This window comes from Kitasatospora sp. NPDC053308 (genome assembly GCF_055585785.1).
The window spans coordinates 67,936-94,370 of record NZ_JBVJJY010000014.1 but is presented as its reverse complement, the minus strand read 5'-3'; the positions used below and the strand labels follow the sequence as shown (position 1 = coordinate 94,370).

23 protein-coding genes are annotated in these 26,435 nt (G+C 71.7%); 2 read left to right on the top strand and 21 right to left on the bottom strand.

Translation table 11 applies throughout. The features are described from left to right. Positions 1-2: 2 nt before the first annotated feature. Entirely contained in the window at positions 3-761 is a 759-nt protein-coding gene (locus ACZ6Y7_RS26985) for a nucleotidyltransferase domain-containing protein (RefSeq protein WP_465760519.1), read from the bottom strand. Positions 762-989: 228 nt separating this feature from the next. On the opposite strand from ACZ6Y7_RS26985, the gene ACZ6Y7_RS26980 reads away from it, so the two are divergent. Then, a complete protein-coding gene (locus ACZ6Y7_RS26980; RefSeq protein WP_465760518.1) occupies positions 990-1,697 on the top strand; it encodes a hypothetical protein in 708 nt (235 codons plus the stop codon). A 103-nt stretch (positions 1,698-1,800) separates the two neighbouring features. On the opposite strand, the gene ACZ6Y7_RS26975 is transcribed toward ACZ6Y7_RS26980, so the two are convergent. Beyond that, the gene (locus ACZ6Y7_RS26975; RefSeq protein WP_465760517.1) at positions 1,801-2,454 is read right to left on the bottom strand and encodes a TetR/AcrR family transcriptional regulator; all 654 of its coding nucleotides are present in this window, start codon (positions 2,452-2,454) and stop codon (positions 1,801-1,803) included. Between the two features lie 392 nt (positions 2,455-2,846). On the opposite strand from ACZ6Y7_RS26975, the gene ACZ6Y7_RS26970 reads away from it, so the two are divergent. Then, on the top strand, positions 2,847-3,227 hold the full coding sequence (locus tag ACZ6Y7_RS26970; RefSeq protein WP_465760516.1) for a VOC family protein: 381 nt from the start codon (positions 2,847-2,849) through the stop codon (positions 3,225-3,227). 95 nt (positions 3,228-3,322) lie between these two features. Here ACZ6Y7_RS26970 and ACZ6Y7_RS26965 read toward each other — a convergent pair whose 3' ends face one another. The 19 genes from ACZ6Y7_RS26965 to ACZ6Y7_RS26875 all read right to left on the bottom strand — a co-directional run bounded on the left by ACZ6Y7_RS26965 (position 3,323) and on the right by ACZ6Y7_RS26875 (position 26,409). Further along, entirely contained in the window at positions 3,323-4,384 is a 1,062-nt protein-coding gene (locus ACZ6Y7_RS26965; protein WP_465760611.1) for a 2-oxoacid:ferredoxin oxidoreductase subunit beta, read from the bottom strand. A gap of 5 nt (positions 4,385-4,389) precedes the next feature. Beyond that, complete coding sequence (locus tag ACZ6Y7_RS26960) at positions 4,390-6,357, bottom strand: 2-oxoacid:acceptor oxidoreductase subunit alpha (protein ID WP_465760610.1); 1,968 nt, start codon at positions 6,355-6,357, stop codon at positions 4,390-4,392. Positions 6,358-6,614: 257 nt separating this feature from the next. Further along, a complete protein-coding gene (locus ACZ6Y7_RS26955; protein WP_465760515.1) occupies positions 6,615-7,277 on the bottom strand; it encodes a response regulator in 663 nt (220 codons plus the stop codon). 142 nt (positions 7,278-7,419) lie between these two features. Further along, positions 7,420-8,430: a polyprenyl synthetase family protein gene (locus tag ACZ6Y7_RS26950; RefSeq protein WP_465760514.1), complete on the bottom strand. Its 1,011-nt coding sequence runs from the start codon at positions 8,428-8,430 to the stop codon at positions 7,420-7,422. Positions 8,431-8,739: 309 nt separating this feature from the next. Then, positions 8,740-10,377: an NADH-quinone oxidoreductase subunit NuoN gene (gene nuoN, locus ACZ6Y7_RS26945; RefSeq protein WP_465760513.1), complete on the bottom strand. Its 1,638-nt coding sequence runs from the start codon at positions 10,375-10,377 to the stop codon at positions 8,740-8,742. Beyond that, the gene (locus ACZ6Y7_RS26940; protein ID WP_465760512.1) at positions 10,374-11,993 is read right to left on the bottom strand and encodes an NADH-quinone oxidoreductase subunit M; all 1,620 of its coding nucleotides are present in this window, start codon (positions 11,991-11,993) and stop codon (positions 10,374-10,376) included. The genes nuoN and ACZ6Y7_RS26940 overlap by 4 nt, the downstream gene beginning before the upstream one ends. 37 nt (positions 11,994-12,030) lie before the next feature. Beyond that, positions 12,031-13,926 (bottom strand): NADH-quinone oxidoreductase subunit L, encoded by a 1,896-nt coding sequence (nuoL, locus tag ACZ6Y7_RS26935; protein WP_465760511.1) that lies wholly within the window; start codon positions 13,924-13,926, stop codon positions 12,031-12,033. Between the two features lie 13 nt (positions 13,927-13,939). Further along, positions 13,940-14,239 (bottom strand): NADH-quinone oxidoreductase subunit NuoK, encoded by a 300-nt coding sequence (gene nuoK, locus ACZ6Y7_RS26930; protein ID WP_030235394.1) that lies wholly within the window; start codon positions 14,237-14,239, stop codon positions 13,940-13,942. Then, a complete protein-coding gene (locus ACZ6Y7_RS26925; RefSeq protein WP_465760609.1) occupies positions 14,236-15,153 on the bottom strand; it encodes an NADH-quinone oxidoreductase subunit J in 918 nt (305 codons plus the stop codon). The genes nuoK and ACZ6Y7_RS26925 overlap by 4 nt, the downstream gene beginning before the upstream one ends. A gap of 5 nt (positions 15,154-15,158) precedes the next feature. Further along, on the bottom strand, positions 15,159-15,779 hold the full coding sequence (gene nuoI, locus ACZ6Y7_RS26920) for an NADH-quinone oxidoreductase subunit NuoI (protein ID WP_465760510.1): 621 nt from the start codon (positions 15,777-15,779) through the stop codon (positions 15,159-15,161). Between the two features lie 6 nt (positions 15,780-15,785). Then, entirely contained in the window at positions 15,786-17,141 is a 1,356-nt protein-coding gene (gene nuoH, locus ACZ6Y7_RS26915; RefSeq protein WP_465760509.1) for an NADH-quinone oxidoreductase subunit NuoH, read from the bottom strand. Further along, the gene (locus tag ACZ6Y7_RS26910) at positions 17,138-19,657 is read right to left on the bottom strand and encodes an NADH-quinone oxidoreductase subunit G (protein WP_465760508.1); all 2,520 of its coding nucleotides are present in this window, start codon (positions 19,655-19,657) and stop codon (positions 17,138-17,140) included. The genes nuoH and ACZ6Y7_RS26910 overlap by 4 nt, the downstream gene beginning before the upstream one ends. After that, positions 19,654-21,015, bottom strand: a complete 1,362-nt coding sequence (gene nuoF, locus ACZ6Y7_RS26905) for an NADH-quinone oxidoreductase subunit NuoF (protein WP_402224243.1) — start codon at positions 21,013-21,015, stop codon at positions 19,654-19,656. Before nuoF ends, ACZ6Y7_RS26910 begins: the two co-directional genes overlap by 4 nt. Further along, positions 21,015-21,878 (bottom strand): NADH-quinone oxidoreductase subunit NuoE, encoded by an 864-nt coding sequence (nuoE, locus tag ACZ6Y7_RS26900; protein ID WP_465760608.1) that lies wholly within the window; start codon positions 21,876-21,878, stop codon positions 21,015-21,017. Before nuoE ends, nuoF begins: the two co-directional genes overlap by 1 nt. 17 nt (positions 21,879-21,895) lie before the next feature. Beyond that, on the bottom strand, positions 21,896-23,236 hold the full coding sequence (locus tag ACZ6Y7_RS26895) for an NADH-quinone oxidoreductase subunit D (RefSeq protein ID WP_465760507.1): 1,341 nt from the start codon (positions 23,234-23,236) through the stop codon (positions 21,896-21,898). Continuing rightward, on the bottom strand, positions 23,236-23,949 hold the full coding sequence (locus ACZ6Y7_RS26890; protein WP_465760506.1) for an NADH-quinone oxidoreductase subunit C: 714 nt from the start codon (positions 23,947-23,949) through the stop codon (positions 23,236-23,238). Before ACZ6Y7_RS26890 ends, ACZ6Y7_RS26895 begins: the two co-directional genes overlap by 1 nt. Before the next feature lie 73 nt (positions 23,950-24,022). Continuing rightward, on the bottom strand, positions 24,023-24,577 hold the full coding sequence (locus ACZ6Y7_RS26885; protein ID WP_465760505.1) for a NuoB/complex I 20 kDa subunit family protein: 555 nt from the start codon (positions 24,575-24,577) through the stop codon (positions 24,023-24,025). A gap of 123 nt (positions 24,578-24,700) precedes the next feature. Continuing rightward, the gene (locus ACZ6Y7_RS26880; protein WP_030060100.1) at positions 24,701-25,060 is read right to left on the bottom strand and encodes an NADH-quinone oxidoreductase subunit A; all 360 of its coding nucleotides are present in this window, start codon (positions 25,058-25,060) and stop codon (positions 24,701-24,703) included. Positions 25,061-25,701: 641 nt separating this feature from the next. After that, the gene (locus ACZ6Y7_RS26875; RefSeq protein WP_465760504.1) at positions 25,702-26,409 is read right to left on the bottom strand and encodes a response regulator; all 708 of its coding nucleotides are present in this window, start codon (positions 26,407-26,409) and stop codon (positions 25,702-25,704) included. Positions 26,410-26,435 lie beyond the last annotated feature (26 nt).

Genomic DNA, 26,435 nt, shown 5'->3' with positions numbered 1-26,435 from the left:
AGCTACACGGTGCGCTCGATGGTGCCGTGCCAGGTACGGCGGTAGCCCTCCGTCAGCGGGCCACCGACCAGGTCGAGGACCTGGCGGGCCGCCCGCGCCAACGGCCGCGGGTCGCCGTCCCGGCACAGCCGCAGGTGGCCGTCGAGGAGGGCGGGGCCGAGCACCGGGTCGGCCTCGCGCAGGCGGCGCGGCAGCCACTTGCCGGTGCCGGTCCAGGCCCGGCGGTGGTCGCAGAGCAGGTCGGCGGCGGCGTTCAGCACCTCCCCGGCGATCGCCAGCCGCTCCACGGCGTCCCCGGCGTTCCCGGCCCCGGCCCCGGCCCCGGCGTCGGCCCCGGCGTCGGCCAGGTCGTCCAGGAGGTCGGTCAGGCCGTACCGCCGGGTCTCCACCGTCTCCGCGGCCAGGGCGGGCGGCCCCTGGCGCAGGTCGGCCTCGGCGCGTTCGCGGGCGCGGGCGCCGTGGCCGTCCGGGTCGGTCAGCAGGAGGCCGGTGGCGTACATGCTCTGGAGGACGGCGCGGCGGGAGGCGGCGTCGACGGCGAACAGCTCGGCGAGGCCGGTCCCGGTGTGGACGAAGAGCTCGGCCGTACGGCCCTCGAAGCGCACGGTCTCGCGGTAGGTCCCGCCACCGTCCGCGACCAGGACGGCCAGGTCGAGGTCGCTGGTGGCGGTGGCACGTCCGGTGGCCGAGGACCCGGCCAGCAGGGCGGCGAGCGCGTCCGGGAAGCGGTGGGCCACCAGTCGACGAGCCTGATCGATCATCTCCGAAACCATGGCGGACAGAATCGCACAGGAACGAGCGATCCCCCGGAGGTCGCTTCGGCCCGCCACCGGATCACGACTCGATATCCCTTGTCACGGACCCGCGTGGGCCTCGTCACGGACCGGTCAAGAGGGCGCCGAAATCGTGGCCTCCGCTCCTCGGACTGCGCTATGAACGTCACTCAGGAGGGCCGCCGACCGGTGGTCCGCAATGACGGGGGACGTCACATGAAGCCCATCCGCAGCAGTCGCCGCGCCCTGGCCCTGGCCGCGCTGACGGCGGTCGGCGCACTCACCATGACCGCCTGCAACGACGACGCGTCGTCGTCGGACACCGCCACCACGCCGCCGCCCGCCGCGCCGCCCGCCTCGTCCGCGACCGGTGCGCCGTCGCCGAGCGGCGGCGCCATCACCCCGGCCGCCCCGACCTCCGCCCCGGCGGGCGGCACGGCCTCCGGTTCCGCGGCCCCCGCCCCGGCCGGCGCCAGTCCGGCGCCGGGGACGACGGTCAAGGTCGGCGACGCCGTCACGATCCCGTTCAGCTCGGGCAGCACCAAGGGCACCATCTCGCTCGCGGTCACCTCGATCGAGAAGGGCGACCCGGCCGACCTCACCTCGCTCAACCTGGGCGACAAGGCCAAGGGGCTGGTGCCGTACTACATCCACTACAAGGTCACCAACGCCGGCAGCACCGACCTGTCCTTCACCAGCGTCGGCCACATGAAGGGCCTGCTGGCGGACGGCACCGAGGCCCAGGACCTGCTGATCATCGGCGCGTTCCCCAAGTGCAAGAGCGACTCGCTGCCCAAGGGCTTCACCAACGGCCAGTCGGCCACCTCCTGCGCGGTGGCGATGTCGCCGGAGGCCTCGAAGATCGCGGGCGCCGAGTACTGGGGCGACCCGTACACCCTCGGCAAGGGCGTCAACTGGAAGTGATCCGAACGGACTCCGGGCGGGGACGGCGCACTGCCGTCCCCGCCCGGCGGTCCATCCGGCCCGGCGCCCGGCCCGGCGCCCAGCCGTCCTCCCGCCCCGGCGCTCAGGCCCGCTCGGCGCCGTGGATCCGGAGGAACGCGTCGACGCCGACCGCCGCGATCCGCTCGACCTCCTCGTCCGCCACCGGGAGGGCGCCCCAGAAGGAGCGCTCGGCGATGCCGTGGAAGGTCAGCAGGGTGTACTGCTCGGCGGCCAGCCCGGCGTCCTCGACGGCGAGCAGCCCCCGCTCCGAGAGCGCCGCGAAGCGCGCCGCGAGGTCGCGCAGCGAGGCGATCGGCCCGGCCTCCAGCCAGGCGTCCAGGACGTCGGCCGGGATGTTGGCCACCTCGGCGCGGATCGCCCGGCCGAGTGCCCCGTGCTCCCCGGCGGACAGCACCGCGCGCGCCCGCTCGACCGCGAAGTCGACCAGGTCCTGCCGCAGGTCGACCACCCGGTCGAGGTACTTCGCCATCAAGTCGCGGACCTTCTCGGTCAGTTCGGCCGAGTTCTGCAGCGCCACCGACAGGAAGAGGGTCTCCTTGTCGGCGAAGTGGTTGTAGACCGTGCGCTTGGACACTCCGGCCTCGGCCGCGATGGCGTCCATGCTGGCCCGCACGTACCCCTCGCGGCCGAACACCACCATCGCGGCCTGGGTGATCGCCTTGCGCTTCTCCGGCCGCCCCGCTCCACCCGTCGCCGCCACGATGCGCTCCTCCACTGCCTCGACCCTCGATGAAACTACTCGGTGCAGTGTATCCATGCCGACCGCACCCCGGCCGTCGGCGCGGTCGAACACCCGCGCCCCGATCACGGACCGGCGCCCGGGCGGGAAGGAGGCGGCATGGCCGAGCACGGCGGACCGCACGACGGCGGCCGGGTCGCCGCTCCGGCCGCCCCCCTTCCTACTGACGCGTTCCACACCGGCCCCCCGAGGGCTCCCACACACGACCCCCCGGGCCCGCTCCCGACCCCCGGGCCCGCTCCCGACCCTCGGCCCGCTCCCGACCCTCGGCCCGCTTCCGGCACACCCCCTGGCATAATTCTCCGTACTATGTATAGTGTACGGCGTACGGGCTAATCGCCCGCGCGCCGACGAAAGGGTTCTCCGCCTTGCAGATCAACCGGTCCGCCGTCTCCCTGACCGTCGAGGACGTCACCGCCTCCGCCGCCTTCCTGCGCGACCACTTCGGCTACTCCGAGGAGATGTCGGCCGACGGCTTCGTCTCGCTCGCCCATCCGGGCGGCGGGGTGAACGTCGTCTACCTGCGGCGCGGCCTCGAAGTCCTGCCCGAGGACCAGCGCCACCGGATCGCGGACGGCGTGATCCTGGCGTTCGTCGTCGAGGACGTCGCCGCCGAGGACCGCCGCCTGCGCGCGGCCGGGGTCACCGTCACCCTGCCCCTGCGCGAGGAGCCGTGGGGCGAGAAGCTCCTCCAGGTCGCCGACCCGAACGGGGTGGTGATCGAGCTGGTGGAGTGGGCCGAGCGGTAGGCGGAGCCGGCGCGAACGACAGGTGCCCCCGTCCCGGCCGGGACGGGGGCACCGCGTCGCGTCGCACCGTGTCCGGGAACGACGTCCGAGGACGGTCAGTCCACCGTCCAGGTGTCGTTGCCCGCCAGCAGCGCGGCCAGGTCGCCCCGGCCGCGGTCGGCGGTCGCGGCGGCCAGCTGGCCCGCCATCAGCTCGTCGTAGACGGGCCGCGCGACGCTGCGCAGCACACCGATCGGCGTGTGGTGCAGGGTGTCGGCGTCGGCGATCCGGGAGAGCGCGAAGGCGGTGGCCGGGCCGGCCGCGTGCGCGTCGTGGACCAGCACCTCGGCCTCGTTCTCCGGCGTGACCGGCGCGGTGAACAACTCGCCGTCCGGGCCCCGGAAGACGCCGCTCGCGCCCTGCGCACCGAAGCGGACGGGCTGCCCGTGCTCCAGCCGGATCAGCGCCTCGTCCCGGGTGCCCGGCTCCTTCAGCACCTCGAAGGCGCCGTCGTTGAAGATGTTGCAGTTCTGGTAGATCTCCACCAGCGCCGTGCCCTCGTGCTCGGCCGCGGCCCGCAGCACCGACTGCAGGTGCTGGCGGTCGGAGTCGATGGTGCGCGCGACGAAGGTGGCCTCGGCGCCGAGGGCGAGCGACAGCGGGTTGAACGGCGCGTCCAGCGAGCCCATCGGGGTGGACTTGGTGATCTTGCCGAGCTCGCTGGTCGGCGAGTACTGGCCCTTGGTGAGGCCGTAGATCCGGTTGTTGAACAGCAGGATCTTCAGATTGACGTTCCGCCGCAGGGCGTGGATCAGGTGGTTGCCGCCGATCGACAGCGCGTCGCCGTCACCCGTCACCACCCAGACGCTCAGGTCCTGCCGCGAGGTGGCCAGGCCGGTCGCGATGGCCGGCGCCCGCCCGTGGATCGAGTGCACCCCGTAGGTGTTCATGTAGTACGGGAAGCGCGAGGAGCACCCGATGCCCGAGACGAACACCGTGTTCTCGCGCTTGATCCCGAGCTCCGGCATGAAGGACTGCACCGCCGCCAGGATCGCGTAGTCACCGCAGCCCGGACACCAGCGGACCTCCTGGTCGGTCTTGAAGTCCCGCGCGCTCTGCGGGGCTTCGGCCTTGGGCACCAGCCGCAGCGACGGGAAGCCACGCTTCTCGGAGTCGATGTCACTCACCGGTGGTCCTCCTCGTCCAGGGTGCCGATCGCGGCCCACAGCACGTCCGCCAACTGGGCCGCCTTGAAGGGCAGTCCGCGCACCTGGTTGTAGGACTCGGCGTCCACCAGGTACTTCGCCCGCAGCAGCAGGGCGAGCTGCCCGAGGTTCATCTCGGGCACGATGACCTTCTCGTAACTCCTCAGCACCGTGCCCAGGTTGGCCGGGAAGGGGTTGAGGTTGCGCAGGTGCGCCTGGGCGACCTCGCCGCCGTCGGCGCGCACCCGCCGCACCGCGGCGGTGATCGGCCCGTACGTCGAGCCCCAGCCGAGGACCAGCACCCGGGCGTCACCGGTGGGGTCGTCCACCTCGACCGGCTTCACGGTGATGCCGTCGACCTTGGCCTGCCGGGTGCGGACCATGAAGTCGTGGTTGGCCGGGTCGTAGGAGATGTTCCCGGTGCCGTCCTGCTTCTCGATGCCGCCGATCCGGTGCTCCAGACCGGGCGTGCCGGGCACCGCCCAGGGCCGCGCCAGCGTCCGCGGATCGCGCAGGTACGGCCAGAAGGCACCGTCCTCGCGGTTCGGCCCGGTCGCGAACCGCGGCTCGATGGCGGGCAGTTCGTCGACGGCCGGGATCCGCCAGGGCTCCGAGCCGTTGGCCAGGTAGCCGTCGGAGAGCAGGAAGACCGGGGTCCGGTAGGTGACCGCGATCCGGGCCGCCTCCAGCGCCGCGTCGAAGCACTCGGCGGGCGTGGCCGGGGCGACGATCGGCACCGGGGCCTCGCCGTTGCGACCGAACATCGCCTGCAGCAGGTCCGCCTGCTCGGTCTTGGTCGGCAGGCCGGTGGAGGGGCCGCCGCGCTGGATGTCCACGACCAGCAGCGGCAGTTCGAGCGAGACCGCCAGGCCGATCGTCTCGCTCTTGAGCGCCACCCCGGGCCCGGAGGTGGTGGTCACCCCGAGCGCCCCGCCGAACGCGGCGCCGAGCGCGGCACCGATGCCGGCGATCTCGTCCTCCGCCTGGAAGGTGCGCACCCCGAAGTTCTTGTGCTTGCTCAGCTCGTGCAGGATGTCCGAGGCCGGGGTGATCGGGTACGAGCCCAGGTACAGCGGCAGGCCCGAGCGCTCGGCGGCCGCGATCAGCCCGTAGGAGAGGGCGAGGTTGCCGGAGATGTTGCGGTAGCGCCCGGCCGGGAGCTTGGCCGGCGGCACCTCGTAGGAGACCGCGAAGGACTCCGTGGTCTCGCCGAAGTTCCAGCCGGCCCGGAAGGCGTGGATGTTCGCCTCGGCGATCTGCGGCTTCTTGGCGAACTTGCCGCGCAGGAAGGCCTCGGTGCCGTGCGTGGGCCGGTGGTACATCCAGGACAGCAGGCCCAGGGCGAACATGTTCTTCGCCCGCTCGGCGTCCTTGCGCGCCAGGCCGCTGTCCTTGAGCGCCTCCAGGGTCAGCGTGGTCAGCGGCACCTTGTGCAGGTGGAAGCCGTCCAGCGAGCCGTCGGTCAGCGGGTCCGCCGGGTAGCCGACCTTGGCCAGCGCGCGCTTGGTGAACTCGTCGGTGTTGACGATGATCTCGGCGCCGCGCGGCAGGTCCGGCAGATTGGCCTTCAGGGCGGCCGGGTTCATCGCGACCAGCACGTTCGGGGCGTCGCCCGGGGTCAGGATGTCGTGGTCGGCGAAGTGCAGTTGGAAGGACGAGACGCCCGGCAGGGTGCCGGCGGGAGCGCGGATCTCGGCGGGGAAGTTCGGCAGCGTGGACAGGTCGTTGCCGAAGGACGCCGTCTCCGAGGTGAACCGGTCGCCGGTGAGCTGCATGCCGTCGCCGGAGTCCCCGGCGAAACGGATGATCACCCGGTCGAGTCTGCGGATCGGCTTGCCCCGTCCGGGTGGCGGGCCGCCCGGGGCGGATGGTCCGGCGGGCGCGCTCGAACCGGGGCGCGCCTCGGCGCTCCCGGTACGGGCCTCGTCGCCGTCCGAGCCGTCCACTGCCTCTGACTGATCGACCTGACTGGTCACTGCCGCGGACCTCCTAGGGCACACCACCGCGGGCGCGGCCCCGTGCCCCGTCCGCCTGGTGCACCTCCCGCATCCTATGCGGGTGGAGTCGGCCTGGGACGGAACTCCCGCGTGCGGCGGGAAATCACCGGCCCGCGTCCGTACCGCACACGGGGAAGAACGTCCGACCGCCGGAGATCATTCCGATTCCGGCGGCCGTTCCCGGTTCCCCGCGGTGCGCGCGTGAGCTAGGAGTTGAGGTAGGTCAGAACGGCCAGCACCCGGCGGTGGTCCTCCGGGCTCTGGGCCAGGCCCAACTTGAGGAAGATGTTGCTGACGTGCTTCTCCACCGCACCGTCGGAGACCACCAGCTGCTTGGCCACCGCGGCGTTGGTGCGGCCCTCGGCCATCAGGGCGAGCACTTCGCGCTCGCGCGGCGTGAGATTGGCCAGAACGTCGCCCTTGCGGCTGCGGCTGAGCAGCTGCTGCACGACCTCCGGGTCCAGCGCGGTGCCGCCCTCGGCGACCCGGAGCACGGCGTCGGCGAACTCGCGCACCTCGGCGACCCGGTCCTTGAGCAGGTAGCCGACGCCGCGGGTGGACCCGGCCAGCAGCTCCGAGGCGTAACGTTCCTCCACGAACTGCGACAGCACCAGGACGTTCAGCTGGGGGTAGCGGCCGCGCAGTTCCACGCAGGCGCGCAGGCCCTCGTCGGTGTGGGAGGGCGGCATCCGCACGTCGGAGACCACCACGTCCGGCAGCGCGTCCGCGGCGGCCAGCTCGTGGATGGTCTTGACCAGGGCAGCACCGTCCCCGACGCCCGCGACGACCTCCAGACCGCGGTCGGTGAGCAGCCGGGTCAGTCCCTCCCGCAGCAGTACGGAGTCCTCGGCGATGACGACGCGACGCATGGCGACCTTCCCGGCTGGGCTGAGCTGACGGGAGTCAGTCTCCCCCATCCGGGGGCTGCCGGAGGCCCGGTCCGCAGATGGCCGGGGCACCCGGGGCGGGCGCGGCACTGGGCACCGCGGGGGCGGGCCCGGCCGCGCCGGATCACATGGTGCGGATGGCCACCGCGTCGCAGAGCCCGACCAGGGCCGTCTTCGCCGCGCACTCCGGCAGCGGGGCGAGCAGCGCCCGGGCCTCCTCGGCGCGGCGCAGCGTCTCGGCGCGGGCGCGCTCCAGCGCGGGGTGGGCCCGCATCAGGCGCAGCGCCTCGGCGTGCAGCTCGTCGTCCGAGAGGTCCTGGGTGAGCAGCTCGCGCAGCCGAATGTCGTCCGGGTCGGCCGGGTCGGCGGGCATCTGCTGCAGCAGCAGGGTCGGCAGGGTGGGCACGCCCTCGCGCAGGTCGGTGCCGGGGGTCTTGCCGGACTCGTGGCCGTCGCTGGAGATGTCGAGGACGTCGTCGGCCAGCTGGAAGGCGATGCCGATCCGCTCGCCGAACTCGCCGAGGGTGTCCACCAGCTCGGGCTCGGCGCCCGCCATCAGCGCTCCTATCCGGCAGGAGACGGCGATCAGCGACCCGGTCTTGCCCTCCAGCACGTCCAGGTAGTGCAGCAGCGGGTCCATGTCCGGGCCGGGGCCGCGGGTCTCCAGGATCTGGCCGGTGACCAGCCGCTCGAAGGCCTCGGCCTGCATCCGCACGGCCTCCGGGCCGAGGTCGGCCAGCACCTGGGAGGCGCGGGAGAACAGGAAGTCACCAGTGAGGATGGCGACGGAGTTGTCCCAGCGGGAGTTGGCGCTCGGGGCGCCGCGGCGCACCGGGGCCTCGTCCATGACGTCGTCGTGGTACAGCGTGGCCAGGTGGGTGAGCTCGACGACCACGGCGGCCGGCACCACGCCGGGCGCCCCCGGGTCGCCGAACTGGGCGGCCAGCAGCAGGAGCAGCGGCCGGAAGCGCTTGCCGCCGGCTTCGAGGAGGTGACTGGCGGTGACGGTGATGAAGGGGACGTCGCTCTTGACGGCCTCGCCGAGAGCCGCCTCCACCGCGTCCAGTCCGGCCTGGACGTCCCGGGTCAGGTCGCGGTCCTGCACGCTGAGCCCGAAGGGTTCCACGACGGTCACGAAGACCACTCCTCTGTCCCTGGTCGATCTAGCGGCCTGGTCCCTGAGTGCCGCCGCTGGCCATACAGGCAGGGTATCCGGTCGCGAGTGGATCACTGCACGGGCGTGCGGATCCTGTCATGATCGGGCCGGACGCCCTGGTCAGGGCGGCTGCGCGGGCCGTACGGCGGTGGGGGCGAATTCGGCTGGGAATAAGGGCGGGAACGGCCGGAAACCGGTCCCGTCCGGGTGCCGACAAAGACCCGTCCGGGCCGCGCGGACGGGGCGCGGCCCGGACGGGCCCTGGTCGGGAGCGGTGGACGCGGTCGGTCAGCGCACGAACAGCGAGGCCTTCGAGGCGAGGTCGAGGAAGTACTGCGGCAGCAGGCCGAGACCCAGCGTGACCAGCACACCCACCCCGATCGCGGTCGCCGTGAAGGCGCTGGGGATCGCCACCGTCGGGCCGCCCGGCTGCGGGTCCGAGAAGAACATCAGCACGATGACCCGGATGTAGAAGAACGCGGCCACCGCCGAGCTCAGCACACCGACGACCACCAGCGGCGTGGCCCCGCCGCTCGCCGCGGCCTGGAACACCGCGAACTTCCCGGTGAAGCCGGAGGTCAGCGGGATCCCGGCGAAGGCCAGCAGGAACAGCGCGAACACCGCGGCCACCAGCGGCGAGCGCCGCCCCAGCCCGGCCCAGCTGGACAGGTGGGTCGCCTCGCCCTTGGAGTCGCGCACCAGGGTGACCACGGCGAAGGCGCCGAGCGTCACGAAGGAGTACGCCAGCAGGTAGAACAACACCGAGGAGATGCCCTGCTTGTTGACGGCGATGACGCCGGTGAGGATGAACCCGGCGTGGGCGATCGAGGAGTACGCCAGCAGCCGCTTCACGTCCTGCTGGGTCACCGCCAGCACCGCGCCGACCACCATGGTGAGGATGGCCACCCCCCACATCACCGGCCGCCAGTCCAGCCGCAGGCCGGGGAAGGCCACGTAGAACAGGCGCAGGAAGGCCCCGAAGGCCGCGACCTTGGTGGCCGCCGCCATGAAGCCGGTCACCGGGGTCGGCGCGCCCTGGTAGACGTCCGGGGTCCAGGAGTGGAAGGGCACCGCGGCGACCTTGAACAGCAGGCCGACGGCGAGCATCGCCAGCCCGGTCAGCACCAGGACGTCGCTGCGGGTGCTGCTCAGCTGGGCGGGGGTGGTCATCGCCTTGCCGGAGATGACGTCCCCGATGTCGCCGAGCTTCACGCTGCCCGCGTAGCCGTACAGCAGCGCGGTGCCGAACAGGAAGAACGCCGAGGCGAAGGCACCGAGCAGGAAGTACTTGACCGCCGCCTCCTGGGAGAGCAGCCGGCGGCGCCGGGCCAGGGCGCACAGCAGGTACAGCGGCAGCGAGAAGACCTCCAGCGCCACGAACATGGTCAGCAGGTCGTTGGCCGCGGGGAACAGCAGCATGCCGCCGACCGCGAACATGGTGAGCGGGAAGACCTCGCTGGTGGCGAAGCCGGCCCGGACGGCCGCCCGCTCCTGCTCGCCGCCGGGGGTGGCGGCGGCCTGGGCGGCGAAGGCGTCGGCGGGCAGGCCGCCGGCCTTGGGCTCCAGCTTCCGCTCGGCGTAGGTGAGCACCGCGACCACCGAGGCCAGCAGGATCACGCCCTGCAGGAACAGCGCCGGGCCGTCCAGCGCGACCGACTCCATGGCCAGCAGGTCGATCCGGGTGAAGCCGTGGCTCTGCACGGCCAGCACCACCACGGCGACGAAGGCGCCGACCAGACCGGCCAGGGCCAGCGTCACCTGCGTCCAGTGCCGGTACCGGCGGGGCACGAAGGCCTCCACCAGGATCCCGATCACGGCGGCGCCGAACACCACGAGCATCGGGGAGAGTTGGCCGTACTCGATGTGCGGCGCCGGGATGCTGGGGGTGTTCCCGCCAGCGGCGGCGAGCACTGCGGGGGCGTTCACTTCTGCTCACCTCCTGGGGTGGCGGCGACCGGGTGGGCCGGTGCCGGGTCGGTCTGGTGGACCTGCGAGAGCGTCGCGTTCACCGAGGGGTTGACCAGGTCGGTGAGCGGCTTGGGGTAGACGCCGAGCAGGACGGTCAGCGCCACCAGCGGGGCGACCACGGCGAGTTCGCGGGCCTTGAGGTCCGGGATCGCGCGCACGCCCTCCTTCACCGGGCCGGTCATGGTGCGCTGGTACAGCAGCAGGGCGTACAGCGCGGCCAGCACGATGCCGAAGGTGGCGACGACCCCGATCGCCGGATAGCGGGTGAAGGTGCCGACCAGCACCAGGAACTCGCTGACGAACGGGGCCAGACCGGGCAGCGACAGGGTGGCCAGGCTGCCGATCAGGAAGGTCCCGGCGAGCACCGGCGCGACCTTCTGCACCCCGCCGTAGTCGGCGATCAGCCGCGAACCGCGGCGGGAGATCAGGAAGCCGGCCACCAGCATCCACGCGGCCGTGGACAGCCCGTGGTTGACCATGTAGAGGGTCGCACCGCTCTGGCCCTGGCTGGTCAGGGCGAAGACGCCCATGATGATGAAGCCGAAGTGCGAGATCGAGGCGTAGGCGACCAGCCGCTTGATGTCCTTCTGGCCGACCGCCAGCAGCGCGCCGTAGACGATCCCGACCAGCGAGAGGACCAGGATCGCCGGGGCGAAGGTCTTCGATGCGTGTGGGAACAGCCCGAGGCAGAAGCGCAGCATCGCGAAGGTGCCGACCTTGTCCACCACCGCGGTGATCAGCACCGCGGTGCCGGCGGTGGCCTCGCCCATCGCGTTCGGCAGCCAGGTGTGCAGCGGCCACAGCGGGGCCTTCACCGCGAAGGCGAAGAAGAAGCCCAGGAACAGCGCCTTCTCGGCGGTGCCGCTCAGCTGCAGCCGGCCGTCGGCGATCGCGGTGGTGAGGGTCGGCAGGTCGAAGGTGCCGAAGCCCTGGTCCTGCGCGATCACGTACAGGCCGATCACGGCGGCCAGCATCACCAGGCCGCCGAGCAGGTTGTAGAGCAGGAACTTCACGGCCGCGTAGGAGCGCTGGCGCGCCGCCTCCGGCCCGCCGGCCCGGTCGCCGAAGCCGCCGATCAGGAAGTACATCGGGATCAGCATGGCTTCGAAGAAGACGTAGAACACGAAGACGTCGGTGGCGTAGAAGGAGACCACCACCATCGCCTCCACCGCCAGGATCAGGGCGAAGAAGGCCTGGGTGCGGCGGCGGTTCTCGAAGCTGCCGTCGGGCCCGGCCGGCGCCGGGTCGGCGTCGTGCCAGGAGGCGAGCATCACCACCGGCACCAGGACGGCGGTGAGCAGGGCGAGGACGGCACCGATGCCGTCCACGCCGAGGGAGAAGGTGATGCCGAAGGAGCGGATCCAGCTGTACGACTCGGTCAGCTGGTAGCGGTCACCGTGCGGGTCGAACCGGGTGGCGACCAGGGCGGCCAGCACCAGGGTGACGGCCGAGACGCCCAGGGCGACGACCTTGGTGGTCCTGCGCCGGGACTCGGTCGACCCGGCCGGCAGGGCGGCGGTCAGCACCGCGCCGGCCGCCGGGACGGCGCAGGTGGCGGACAGGAGGGCGCTCATCCTCGACCTCCCCCGCGAGTTGCGGAATCCCTCTTCATCACACGGACCTCATCAGGAGAGTCGTGGCGACCAGCACCAGCGTGCCGCCGAACATGGAGAGCGCGTACGAGCGGACGAAGCCGTTCTGGACCCGCCGCAGCCGGCCGGACAGTCCGCCGATCGTGGCGGCCAGGCCGTTGACGAAGCCGTCCAGGCCGCGGCTGTCGAAGTAGACCAGCGTCGCGGCGAGCGCCGAGCCGGGCCGCACCAGCACCGCGTGGTTGAAGTCGTCCTGCAGCAGGTCGCGGCGGGCGGCCCGGGTGAGCGGGGAGCCCACCGGCGGCACCACCGGGACGGGGGCGCGGCCGTACATCAGGTACGCGAGGCCGACGCCGGCCAGCATGCAGGCCGTGGTCAGCAGGGTGACGGTCAGCGGGGCCAGCGGGGAGCTGCCCTCCTCGTGCCCGGTGACCGGCTCCAGCCACGTCAGGAAGGAGTCGTTGAAGGCGAACAGCCCGCCCGCGAAGACCGAGCCGAAGGCCAGCAGGACCATCGGGACCGTCATGGTCTTCGGCGACTCGTGCGGGTGCGGCGCGTTGCCCTGAGCGTCCGGCTGCCAGCGCTTCTCGCCGAAGAAGGTCAGCACCATCACCCGGGTCATGTAGAACGCGGTGACGGCGGCGCCGACCAGGGCGCACAGGCCGAGGATCCAGCCCTCGGTGCCGCCCTTGGCGAAGGCCGCCTCGATGATCTTGTCCTTGGAGAAGAACCCGGACAGGCCCGGGAAGCCGATGATCGCCAGGTAGCCGAGGCCGAAGGTGACGAAGGTGACCGGCATGTACGTCCGCAGGCCGCCGTAGTGCCGCATGTTCACCTCGTCGTCCATGCCGTGCATGACCGATCCGGCGCCCAGGAACAGCCCGGCCTTGAAGAAGCCGTGGGTCACCAGGTGCATGATCGCGAAGGCGTAGCCGATCGGGCCGAGCCCGGCCGCCAGCACCATGTAGCCGATCTGCGACATGGTCGAGCCGGCCAGCGCCTTCTTGATGTCGTCCTTGGCGCAACCGACGACCGCACCGAACAGCAGCGTGACCGCGCCGACCACCACCACGGCGGTCTGCGCGTCCGGCGCCAGGTCGAAGATCGCCGAGGAGCGGGTGATCAGGTAGACGCCGGCGGTCACCATGGTGGCCGCGTGGATCAGCGCCGACACCGGGGTCGGGCCCTCCATGGCGTCCCCGAGCCAGGACTGCAGCGGCACCTGCGCCGACTTGCCGCAGGCCGCCAGCAGCAGCATCAGGCCGATCGCCGTCAGCTTGCCCTCGCTCGCCTGGTGCGCGCCGCCGAAGACCGGGCCGAAGGCGAAGGAGCCGAACTCGGCGAACATCAGCATGATCGCGATGGACAGGCCGATGTCGCCGACCCGGTTGACGAGGAACGCCTTCTTCGCCGCCGTCGCCGCGCTCGGCTTGTGCTGCCAGAAGCCGATCAGCAGGTACGAGGCCAGGCCCACGCCCTCCCAACCGAAGTACAGCAGCAGGTAGTTGTCGGCGACCACCAGCAGCAGCATGGCGGCCAGGAACAGGTTGAGGTAGGCGAAGAAGCGGCGGCGGCGCTCGTCGTGCGCCATGTAGCCGACCGAGTAGAGGTGGATCAGCGTGCCGACGCCGGTGATCAGCAGGACGAAGGTCATCGACAGCTGGTCGAGCAGGAAGGAGAAGTCGGCCTGGAAGGCGTTCACCGGCACCCACGTGAACAGGTGCTCGGTGACGGCCCGGTGCTCGGCGTCACGGCCGAGCATGTCCGAGAAGAGCGCCAGGCCGAAGCCGAACGAGAGCGCCGCGAGGGCGGTGGCGAGCCAGTGGCCGAACCGGTCCAGCGCGCGTCCGCCGAGCAGCAGCAGGGCGGCACCGGCCAGGGGGGCCGCCACCAGCAGCGGAATGAGAGAGTTCACCGAGGCCCTCCGCCTACAGCTTCATCAGGTTGCTGTCGTCGACCGAAGCGGAGTGCCTGGTCCGGAAGATGGAGACGATGATGGCGAGGCCGACCACGACCTCGGCCGCCGCGACCACCATGGTGAAGAACGCGATGATCTGGCCGTCCAGGGTCCCGTGCATCCGGGAGAAGGTCACCAGCGCCAGGTTCGAGGCGTTCAGCATCAGCTCCACGCACATGAACAGCACGATCGCGTTGCGCCGGATCAGCACCCCGGAGGCGCCGATGGTGAACAACAGGGCTGACAGGTACAAGTAGTTGACCGGGTTCACTCCGCGTCCTCCTCGCCCGTCCGGCCGTTCTCGCCGTTCGCCGCGCCGTGCCGGGCCGGCTCGTGGTGCGGCACCGGCTCCAGCGACTTGCGCGGACCGGTCACCGGCGGCCGCTCCGAGGACGGACGGCCCAGCCAGTCCGCGGTGCTGTTCTCCAGCTCCGCCATCCGCCGCAGCATCGCCTGGCTGACGTCCCGGACCTGGCCGCGCTCGCGCAGCGTCGCCATCACCGAGTCCTCGGCGACCGAGCCGTCCGGCAGCAGGGCGGGCACGTCCACCGCGTTGTGCCGCGCGTACACGCCCGGCGCCGGCAGCGGCGGCACCTGGATGTTGTCCTTGACGCGCTGCGCCGCCAGCTCGCGCTGGGTCTTCGGCGCCTTCACGTGCTCGCGGTGGGTCAGCACCATCGCGCCGATCGCCGCGGTGATCAGCAGCGCGCCGGTGACCTCGAAGGCCCACACGTACCGGGTGAAGATCAGCCGGGCCAGGCCCGGCACGTTGCCCTCGGCGTTCGCCTCGGACAGCCCGGTGAAGTGGTCCAGCTTCGCGTTCGCGATCCCGGCGACCAGCAGCACGCCGAAGCCCAGACCGCACAGCACCGCGGCGAACCGCTGCCCCTTCAGCTGCTCCTTCAGGGAGTCCTCGCTGGTCACGCCGACCAGCATCACCACGAACAGGAACAGCATCATGATCGCGCCGGTGTAGACGACGATCTGCACCACGCCCAGGAACACCGCGCCCTGCGCCATGTAACAGACCGCCAGCGCCAGCATGGTGGCCGCCAGGCAGAGCGCGCTGTGCACGGCCTTGCGCATCAGCAGCATGCCGAGCGCGCCGCCGACCGCGATCACCGCGAGCACCCAGAACTGGACGGCCTCACCGGTGGAGGTCGTCCCGGTCGCCGCCAGGGTCAACGGGTTCACTGCCGCACCTCCTTCTCCCGGTCGGTGCGCTCCTGCTGGACCGTCCCCGGCGCCGCCGCGGTGACCTCGCCCCGGTAGTACGCGCCCTCGTCGGCGCCCGGGAAGATCGCGTGCGGGGTGTCGACCATGCCCTCGGACAGGCCCACCAGCAGCTGTTCCTTGGTGAAGATCAGGTCCCGCCGGGAGGAGTCGGCCAGCTCGTACTCGTTGGTCATGGTCAGCGCGCGGGTCGGGCAGGCCTCGATGCACAGCCCGCACAGGATGCAGCGGGCGTAGTTGATCTGGTACACCGCGCCGTAGCGCTCACCGGGCGAGTAGCGCTCCTCGTCCCGGTTGTCCGCGCCCTCCACGTAGATCGCGTCGGCCGGGCACGCCCACGCGCACAACTCGCAGCCGACGCACTTCTCCAGGCCGTCCGGATGCCGGTTCAGCTGGTGGCGGCCGTGGAAGCGCGGAGCGGTGGGCTTCTTCTGCTCCGGGTACTGCTCGGTGAGCCGCTTCTTGAACATGGCCTTGAAGGTCACGCCGAAGCCGGCGGCCGGGCCGAGGATCGACGGCCGGTCGGCCCGCTCGGGCCGGTCCGTACGGTCGGACTGGTCGGACTGGTCGGACGACATCGCGGTTCAGCTCCCTTCGGAATGGTCGGCCCCGTTGAGGGCGTCCTGGAGTTGCTTCGGGGCGCGGCTGCGCCTGCGCGGCACCGGCGGGAGCGTCTGACCGGGCAGCGGCGGGACGGGGTAGCCGCCCGCCATCGGGTCGAAGTCGCCGCCGGCCTTCGGCCGGGAGGTGCCACCGCCCGGCGGGGCCTCCTCGGCCTCCGGCTGCTTCTTCAGGAAGTCCCGCAGCAGCAACAGCAGCAGCACCGCCCCGACCGGGGCGCCCACGTACAGCACCACCTCGCCGAAGCCGTAGCCCTCGTTGCGCAGTGCCCGCACGCTCGCGATCAGCACCAGCCACACCAGCGAGACCGGGATCAGCACCTTCCAGCCCAGCTTCATGAACTGGTCGTAGCGGAAGCGGGGCAGCGTGCCGCGCAGCCAGATGAAGAAGAACAGCAGCAGCTGGATCTTCAGCGTGATCCACAGCATCGGCCACCAGCCGTGGTTGGCGCCCTCCCAGAAGGTCGACACCGGCCACGGGGCCCGCCAGCCGCCCAGGAAGAGCGTCGAGGCCACCGCCGAGACCGTCACCATGTTCACGTACTCGGCCAGCATGAACATCGCGAACTTCAGCGAGGAGTACTCGGTGTTGAAGCCGCCGACCAGCTCGCCCTCGGCCTCCGGGAGGTCGAACGGCGCCCGGTTGGTCTCCCCGACCATCGCGATGACGTAGACGATGAACGAGACCGGAAGCAGCGCCGCGAACCAGGTCGGCTGCTGGTGCGCCACGATCTCCGAGGTCGACATCGAGCCCGAGTAGATGAACACCGCCGCGAAGGACAGGCCCATCGCGATCTCGTAGCTGATCATCTGCGCGGACGAACGCAGCCCGCCCAGCAGCGGGTACGTCGAACCGGAGGACCAGCCGGCCAGCACGATGCCGTAGATGCCCACCGAGGCCGTCGCCAGGATGTACAGCAGCGCCACCGGGAAGTCCGTCAGCTGCAGCGGCGTCCGGGTCCCGAAGACCGAGACCTCGTTGCCGGGCGGACCGAACGGGATCACCGCGAAGGCCATGAAGGCCGGGATGGCGCAGACGATCGGGGCCAGGATGTAGACCGCCTTGTCCGAACCCTTGACCACCAGGTCTTCCTTCAGCGCCAGCTTCACGCCGTCCGCCAGCGACTGCAGCAGGCCCCACGGCCCGTGCCGGTTCGGCCCGATGCGCAGCTGCATCCAGGCCACCACCTTGCGCTCCCAGACGATCGCGATCAGCACCGTCAGGACCAGGAAGGCGAAACAGAACACCGCCTTCAGCAGGACCAGCCACCACGGGTCCTGGCCGAAGAAGTGGAGCGTCTCGTACGGCTGCGGAGTCATCGGTCCTCCCCTTCGCCCGCGTCCGCCCCGACCGGGGCCTGCGCCGCCGGCTCGGGCTCGGCCTCGGCCGCGGCGATCGTGACCAGGTGGCCGACGGTGGTGCCGAGCGCGCGGTGGGCCCCGCCCGGCGTGGAGTTGAGCGGGATCCAGACCGTGCGGTCCGGGATCGATTCGGTGACCTCCAGCGGCAGGGTCAGCGAGCCGGCCGGGCCGGTCAGCCGCAGCGCGGCCGCCGCCTCCGCGCCGATCTCCTTCGCCGTCTCGGCCGAGATCCGGGCCACCGCCCGGTGCCGGGTGCCCGCCAGGTGCGGATCACCCTGCTGGAGCGTGCCGTTGTCCAGCAGCTGGCGCCAACCGGCCAGCACCGCCTGACCGGTGGCCGGGCGGGGCAGCACGCCCGGGTGCGCCGCGGGGTCGGCCGAACGGTCGCCCTCCCAGGGCGTGAAGGCGTCCAGCTCCAGCCGTGCCGCCCGGACGTCGGACAGGCCCAGCCGGTGGCCCAGCGCGTCCGCCAGCATGGTCAGCACCCGCAGGTCCGACTGCAGGTGACGCCCCATCTGCTGGTCAGGCTTGAGCGCGGACTCGAACATCCGCACCCGGCCCTCCCAGTCCAGGAAGGTGCCGGCCTTCTCCGCCACCGCGGCCACCGGAAGCACCACGTCCGCGCGCGCCGTCACCGCCGAGGGCCGCAGCTCCAGCGACACCACGAACGGCACCGCCGCCAGCGCCTCGTCGGCCAGCGCCGGGTCCGGCAGGTCGTCCGGGTCGACGCCGCCGACCAGCAGCGCGTCCAACTCGCCCTGCGCCGCGGCCGCCAGGATCTGGTCGGTGTCCCGGCCGGGCCGGGTCGGCAGCTCCGCCACACCCCACACCGCGGCCGCCGCGGCCCGCGCCGCGGGGGCGGCCACCGGGCGCCCGCCGGGCAGCAGGCCCGGCAGCGCGCCAGCCTCCACGGCCCCGCGCTCACCCGCCCGGCGCGGCACCCAGGCCAGCCGGGCACCGGTCGCGTGCGCCAGCCGCAGCACCGCGGTCAGCGCGCCCGGGGCGGCGGCCAGCCGCTCGCCCACCAGGATCGCCGCACCCGGGGTGCGCAGCAGCTCGGCCGCCCGGCCCGCGTCGTCGCTCAGCGGCTCGTCCGCCGCCAGCGCCGCGAACCACTCCGCCTCGGTGCCCGGCGCGGCCGGCAGCAGCGCACCGCGCAGCTTGGCCAGCCCCCGGGAGGCGAACGCGGCCACCGAGAACACCTGCTGGCCCCGCCCGCGGACCGCCTTGCGCAGCCGCAGGAAGACGATCGGCGACTCCTCCTCCGGCTCGAAGCCCGCCAGCAGCACCGCCGGCGCCTGCTCCAGCCGCTCGTACGTCAGGCCCTCGCCGTCCACGTCGACGCCCCGGCCGGCCACCGCCGCGGCCAGGAAGTCCGCCTCCTCGCCGCTGTGCGGGCGGGCCCGGAAGTCCACGTCGTTGGTGCCCAGCACCACCCGCGCGAACTTGGCGTAGGCGTAGGCGTCCTCCACCGTGACCCGGCCACCGGGCAGCACGCCGGCCCGGGCGCCGCGCAGCCCCTCGGCGGCCTTCGCCAGCGCCTCCGGCCAGGAGGCCGGCACCAGCTCGCCGTCCACCCGCACCAGCGGGGTGGTCAGCCGGTCCCGCTGCTGGGCGTAGCGGAAGGCGAACCGGCCCTTGTCGCAGTTCCACTCCTCGTTCACCGCCGGGTCGTCGCCCGCCAGCCGGCGCAGCACCTTGCCGCGCCGGTGGTCGGTGCGCTGCGCGCAGCCCGCCGAGCAGTGCTCGCACACGCTCGGCGAGGAGACCAGGTCGAAGGGGCGCGAGCGGAACCGGTAGGCCGCCGAGGTCAGCGCGCCCACCGGGCAGATCTGGATGGTGTTCCCGGAGAAGTACGACTCGAAGTCGTCCCCCTCGCCGGTGCCGACCTGCTGCAGCGCCCCGCGCTCGACCAGGTCGATGAACGGGTCCCCGGCGATCTGCTGCGAGAAGCGGGTGCAGCGCGCGCACAGCACGCAGCGCTCGCGGTCCAGCAGCACCTGGGTGCTGATCGGCAGCGGCTTCGCGTAGGTGCGCTTCATGCCCTCGAAGCGGGAGTCGGCGGCACCGCTGCTCATCGCCTGGTTCTGCAGCGGGCACTCGCCGCCCTTGTCGCAGACCGGGCAGTCCAGCGGGTGGTTGATCAGCAGCAGCTCCATCACGCCGCGCTGCGCCTTCTCCGCCACCGGCGAGCTGAGCTGGGTGCGCACCACCATGCCCTCGGCCACCGGGATGGTGCAGGAGGCGACCGGCTTGCGCTGACCCTCGATCTCGACGATGCACTGCCGGCAGGCGCCGGCCGGGTCGAGCAGCGGGTGGTCGCAGAAGCGCGGGATCTGGGTGCCGATGGTCTCGGCCGCCCGGATCACCAACGTCCCCTTGGGGACCTGCACTTCGACGCCGTCGATGGTGAGCGTGACCAGCTCGACCGCGGGCTTCTCCCCCGTGGAGGCGGTTGGCTCTGTGATCGTCACGCGTGCACCTCCCTTTCGGTGGCGGACTGGTGGCCGGGGCGGGGGCCGTCGGCCCAGACGGTGGAGGCGGCCGGGTCGAACGGGCAGCGGCGCTCGGCCAGGTGCTGCTCGTACTCGGCCCGGAAGTGCTGGAGCGAGGAGACGATCGGGCTGGCCGCGCCGTCCCCCAGCGCGCAGAAGGACTTGCCGTTGATGTTGTCGGCGATGTCGAGGAGCTTCTCCAGGTCCCCGTCGACGCCCTCGCCCGCCTCGATCCGCTTGAGCAGCTGGACCAGCCAGTAGGTGCCCTCGCGGCAGGGGGTGCACTTGCCGCAGGACTCGTGGGCGTAGAACTCCGTCCAGCGGGTGACCGCCCGGACCACGCAGGTGGTCTCGTCGAAGACCTGCAGCGCCTTGGTGCCGAGCATCGAGCCGGCCGCGCCGACGCCCTCGTAGTCCAGCGGGACGTCGAGGTGCTCGTCGGTGAACATCGGGGTGGAGGAGCCGCCCGGGGTCCAGAACTTCAGCCGGTGGCCGGGGCGGATGCCGCCGCTGAGGTCGAGCAGCTGGCGCAGGGTGATGCCCAGCGGGGCCTCGTACTGGCCGGGGTTGGTGACGTGGCCGGAGAGCGAGTAGAGCGTGAAGCCGGGGGACTTCTCGGTGCCCAGGCCCTTGAACCACTCCTTGCCGCGGGCCAGGATCGGCGGCACCGACGCGATCGACTCGACGTTGTTCACCACCGTCGGGCAGGCGTAGAGGCCGGCGATCGCCGGGAACGGCGGCCGCAGCCGGGGCTGGCCGCGGCGGCCTTCCAGCGAGTCCAGCAGCGCCGTCTCCTCGCCGCAGATGTACGCGCCGGCGCCGGCGTGCACGGTGATGTCGAGGTCGACGCCGGAGCCGAGGATGTTCCGGCCCAGCAGGCCCGCCTCGTACGCCTCCGCGACGGCCGCGTGCAGCCGGCGCAGCACCGGGACGACCTCGCCGCGCAGGTAGACGAAGGCGTGGTCGCAGCGGATCGCGTAAGAGGCGATGATCATTCCCTCGATGAGGGAGTGCGGGTTGGCGAACAGCAGCGGGATGTCCTTGCAGGTGCCCGGCTCGGACTCGTCCGCGTTGACCACCAGGTAGTGCGGCTTGCCGTCGTTCTGCGGGATGAACTGCCACTTCATCCCGGTGGGGAAGCCGGCGCCGCCGCGGCCGCGCAGTCCGGCGTCCTTGACCAGGGCGATCACGTCGTCCGGCGGCATGGCGAGGGCCGCCTTGAGGCCCTCGTAGCCGTGGTGGCGGCGGTAGGTGTCGAGCGTCCAGGGGCGGCTGTCGTCCCAGGAGTCGGACAGGACGGGGGTGAGCAGCTTCTCGGCCGGCTCGGCGGAGGTCATCACGCCTCGCTCCCTTCCTGGCCGGAGCCGTCGGTGCGGTCGTCGCGGGGGGCGTCCGTGGCGGGCGCGTCGGTGCGGGGCAGCTCGTTGCGGGGGGATTCGTTGTGCGGGGGCTCGTTGTGCGGAGGCTCGTTGCGCGGAGGCTCATTGCGCGGAGGCTCGTTGCGGGGTGAGACGACCCGGGTGCCGGCAGTGCCGGGCAGGGCCTCGCCGCGGGCCAGCCGGAGACCGGCCAGGGAGGGCGCGCCGCCCGCGCCGGACTCGTCGTTGGCGCCCGGGCGCTCGTCCGGGAAGCCGGCCAGGATCCGGGCGGTCTCCTTGAAGCCGCACAGCCGGGCGCCCCGGGTGGGCCGGACCTCGCGGCCGGCCCGCAGGTCGTCCACCAGCTGCCGGGCGCTCTCCGGGGTCTGGTTGTCGAAGAACTCCCAGTTGACCATCACCACGGGCGCGTAGTCGCAGGCCGCGTTGCACTCGATGTGCTCGATCGAGACCTCGCCGTCCTCGGTGGTCTCGTTGTTGCGGATGCCCAGGTGGTCCTGCAGCTCGGCGAAGATCTGGTCGCCCCCGAGCACCGCGCACAGGGTGTTGGTGCAGACCCCCACGTGGTACTTCCCGGCCGGACTGCGCCGGTACATGGTGTAGAAGGTCGCGACGGCGGTGACCTCGGCGGTGGTCAGGTCCAGCTGCTCGGCGCAGAACCGGATCCCGGTCCGGCTGACGAAGCCCTCCTCCGCCTGCACCAGGTGCAGCAGCGGCAGCAGCGCCGAACGGGGCTGCGGGTAGCGGGCGATCAGCTCGGCGGCGTCGGCGGCCAGCCGGGCGTGCACCTCCTCGGGGTACGGTGCGGCCGGCAGCGCCGGCAGTCCGAGTTCGACGTTGGTCACCGGTCCACGCCTCCCATCACCGGGTCGATCCCGGCCACCGCGACGATCACGTCGGCCACCTGGCCGCCCTCGCACATCGCCGCCATCGTCTGCAGATTGGTGAACGACGGGTCCCGGAAGTGGACCCGGTAGGGGCGCGTCCCGCCGTCGCTGACCACGTGCACGCCCAGCTCGCCCTTGGGCGACTCGACCGCCGCGTACGCCTGGCCGACCGGGACCCGGAAGCCCTCGGTGACCAGCTTGAAGTGGTGGATCAGGGCCTCCATCGAGGTGCCCATGATCTTGCGGATGTGGTCGAGCGAATTGCCCATCCCGTCCGGGCCGACGGCCAGTTGGGCCGGCCAGGCGATCTTCTTGTCGGCCACCATGACCGGGCCCGGGCGCAGCCGGTCCAGGCACTGCTCGACGATCCGCAGCGACTGCTTCATCTCCTCCAGCCGGATCAGGAAGCGGCCGTAGGAGTCGGCGCTGTCCGCGATCGCGACCTCGAAGTCGTAGTCCTCGTAACCGCAGTACGGCTCGCTCTTGCGCAGGTCGTGCGGCAGGCCGGTGGCGCGCAGGATCGGGCCGGTGGCGCCGAGGGCCAGGCAGCCGGGCAGGTCCAGGAAGCCGACGTCGACCAGGCGGGCCTTGAACACCGGGTTGCCGGTGGCGAGTTTGTCGTACTCGTGCATCCGCGAGCGGAAGACCTTGACCGCCTCGCGGATCTGGTCGACCGCCCCGGGCGGCAGGTCCTGGGCGAGGCCGCCGGGGCGCACGTACGCGTGGTTCATGCGCAGGCCGGTGACCAGCTCGAAGACGTCCAGGATCAGCTCGCGGTCCCGGAAGCCGTAGATCATCAGGGTGGTGGAGCCGATCTCCATGCCGCCGGTGGCCAGGCAGACCAGGTGCGAGGCGATCCGGTTGAGCTCCATCATCATCACCCGGATGACGTTCGCCCGGTCCGGGACGTCGTCGGTGATGCCGAGCAGCTTCTCGACCGCCAGGCAGTAGGCGGTCTCGTTGAACAGCGGGGTCAGGTAGTCCATGCGGGTCACGAAGGTGGTGCCCTGGACCCAGCTGCGGAACTCCATGTTCTTCTCGATGCCGGTGTGGAGGTAGCCGATGCCGCAGCGGGCCTCCTTCACCGTCTCGCCGTCGATCTCCAGGATCAGCCGGAGCACCCCGTGGGTGGACGGGTGCTGGGGGCCCATGTTGACGATGATGCGCTCGTCGTCGGCCCGGCCGACCGCCTCGACCACCTCGCCCCAGTCGCCGCCGGTGACGGTGAAGACCCGGCCCTCGGTGGTCTCGCGGGCGTCCGCTTCCTGGGCCTGTTCGTCGTGCTGGGTGTTCATCAGCTGTACGACCTCCGCTGGTCGGGAGCCGGGATCTGGGCGCCCTTGTACTCGACGGGGATGCCGCCGAGCGGGTAGTCCTTGCGCTGCGGGTGGCCCAGCCAGTCGTCCGGCATCATGATCCGGGTGAGCGCCGGGTGGCCGTCGAAGACCAGACCGAAGAAGTCGTAGGCCTCGCGCTCGTGCCAGTCGTTGGTCGGGTAGACGCTCACCACGGAGGGGATGCGCGGGTCGGCGTCGGGCGCGGTGACCTCCAGCCGGATCAACCGGCCGTGGGTGATCGACCGCAGGTGGTAGACCGCGTGCAGCTCGCGGCCCTTGTCACCGGGGTAGTGCACGCCGCTCACGCCCAGGCACAGCTCGAAGCGCAGCGCCGGGTCGTCGCGCAGGATCCGCACGGTCTTCAGCAGGTGGGCGCGGTCGATGTGGAAGGTGAGCTCGCCGCGGTCGACCACGGTCTTCTCGATCACCTCGACCGGGTCCAGGCCCTGCTCCTCCAGGGCGCCCTCCAGCTCGTCGGCGACCTCGTCGAACCAGCCGCCGTACGGGCGTTCGCTCGGACCGGGCAGCACCACCGGGGCCGTCAGGCCGCCGAAGCCGGAGGTGTCTCCGCTGCCCTGGGCACCGAACATGCCCTGCCGACGGCCGACCACCTCGACCGGGATCTCGCGGACCGGCTGCTCGCGGCGGGTCTCGGGTACCTGGTCGTTCATGCGCTCACCTCGCCGCGCTCGGCAGTGGCGTCGACCCGCGCGCGCCCCTGGATGACTCGCTTGCCGCGCTCGCTCATCGCAGCTGCCCCCGCATCTCGCTGATCGGGGTGGCCTTGAGGGCGAGCGCCTCGCCGAGCTTCTCGGCCCGGCGCCGGTTCACGCCCAGCGGCTCGTGCTGGATCTTGTCGTGCAGCTTCAGGATGGCGTCCATCAGCATCTCCGGACGGGGCGGACAGCCGGGCAGGTAGATGTCCACCGGGACGATGTGGTCGACGCCCTGCACGATCGCGTAGTTGTTGAACATCCCGCCGGAGGAGGCGCAGACGCCCATCGAGATGACCCACTTGGGGTTGGGCATCTGGTCGTACACCTGGCGCAGCACCGGGGCCATCTTCTGGCTCACCCGCCCCGCCACGATCATCAGATCGGCCTGCCGGGGGGAGCCCCGGAAGACCTCCATGCCGAACCGGGCCAGGTCGTAGCGGCCGGCGCCGGTGGTCATCATCTCGATCGCACAGCAGGCCAGACCGAAGGTGGCCGGGAAGAGTGACGCCTTGCGCACCCAGCCGGCGGCCGTCTCCACGGTCGTGAGCAGAAAGCCGCTCGGCAGCTTCTCCTCGATTCCCATCAGATCCCTCTCAATGCCCTCAAGTCCTGTGGTACGTCCGGCCCGTTCGGGCTTGTCCGCTCGTTCACAAGGGCGGCGGCCACCCCGCGCTCAGTCCCGCTCCGGGGGTCGGTCCCATGGGGCTCAGTCCCACTCCAGGCCGCCGCGGCGCCAGACGTAGGCGTACGCGACGAAGACGGTGGCGATGAAGAGCAGCATCTCGACCAACCCGAAGATCCCCAGGGCGTCGAAGGTCACCGCCCAGGGGTAGAGGAAGACGATCTCGATGTCGAAGACGATGAAGAGCATCGCCGTCAGGTAGTACTTGATCGGGAACCGACCGCCGCCCACGGGCTGCGGGGTCGGCTCGATGCCGCACTCGTACGCCTCCAACTTGGCCCGGTTGTAGCGCTTGGGGCCGGTGAGTGAGGCCATCACGACGGAGCCGACCGCGAACGCCGCCGCGATGGCACCGAGTACGAGGATCGGCGCGTAGGCATTCATAGCCCCCGCTCCCTCCGTCCAGTCGTCCTTGACTGCAGATCGGAACCGGCGGGTCACGCTCAGGTGAACCCGCCCTCCGGTTCCCGGGATCCACCTCATGTGAGGCAGTTCACAAAGCCTGGAACGAGCGCATCCTATGCCCGTCGGCTTGTGATCTGCGACACGCAGTTCAGCGGGATCTTTGTGATCTACGACACCATGTGAATGGTGGCGAAAGTGAACATGCCCAGATTTGTCGACGCAAAGGAGTCAAGTGATCACAACCAGTCGCATTTACTTGTGAAGCGGCTGGTCAGGGGCGCGTTCCTATATCAACTATGCGTCGGCGCGGGCAAATTTCCGGGCGTCATGTTGACGTGTTATAGCGGCTCACTCGCAGGGGTGGCGGGGGGCCGAACGCTCGCTTGACCCTTCGTTCACAAGCGCGCGGGGCGAGCGTGGGGCGGGGGTCTCCAGCCCCTCCGCCCACGTCGGCCTCCGCCTCCTGCGGCCGAGGCCCCCGGGAGGCCCCGGCCTCCGAGACGGCGGCACCGCCGGGGCGGCGCGGGGACGGCCGGGGGGCGACCCGGGGATGTGCTGGGGAAGGACCCGGGGGATGGACCCGGGGGCCGTCCCGTCTCGCGCGCGGGGCCCGTGACCGGTCAGCGGTTGCCGGCCGCCTGCTCCCACACCCAGGCCGCGACGCCCACCCGGTTACGGGCCCCGACCTTGCGCTGGATGTTGGCGAGGTGGTTCTTCACCGTCCCCGGTGAGATGAACAGCCCCGCCCCGATCTGGGCGTTGGTCGCACCGTCCGCCACCAACTCGGCGATCTCCCTTTCTCTCGTGGTCAGTTCCTCCACCGGCCCGACCACCGCCGGCTTCGGCGGCGGCGCCGCGGTCGGCGCCCCGGCGCCGGGCCCAGGCTGCGGCTCCCGGCCCGGGAGGGCCATGTGCCGCAGTAGCCGCACGGTGATCTGCGGGCTGATCAACGCGTCCCCGGCCACCGCCGCCCTGACCGCCTCGATCAACAGCACCGGACCCGACCGCTTCAGCAGGAACCCGGCCGCCCCGTACCGCAGCGCGGTGTGCACGTACTCGTCGAGGTCGAAGGTGGTCACCACGATCACCTTGTGCTCTCCCGCGAGTTGCCGCGTGACCTCCAGACCGTCGAGCCTCGGCATCCGGATGTCCGCGAGCACGACGTCCGGCCGCAGCCTCCTCGCCTCCGCCACCGCTGCGGCGCCGTCAGCCACCTCCGCCACCACCGCGAGGTCCGGCTGGGCGTCGAGGATCATCCGGAACGCACTGCGCACCTCCGCCTGGTCGTCCGCGATCAGGATCCGAACCGGCCCTGTGTCCCTGCCCATCCCCCATACCTCCCCGCCGCCGACCC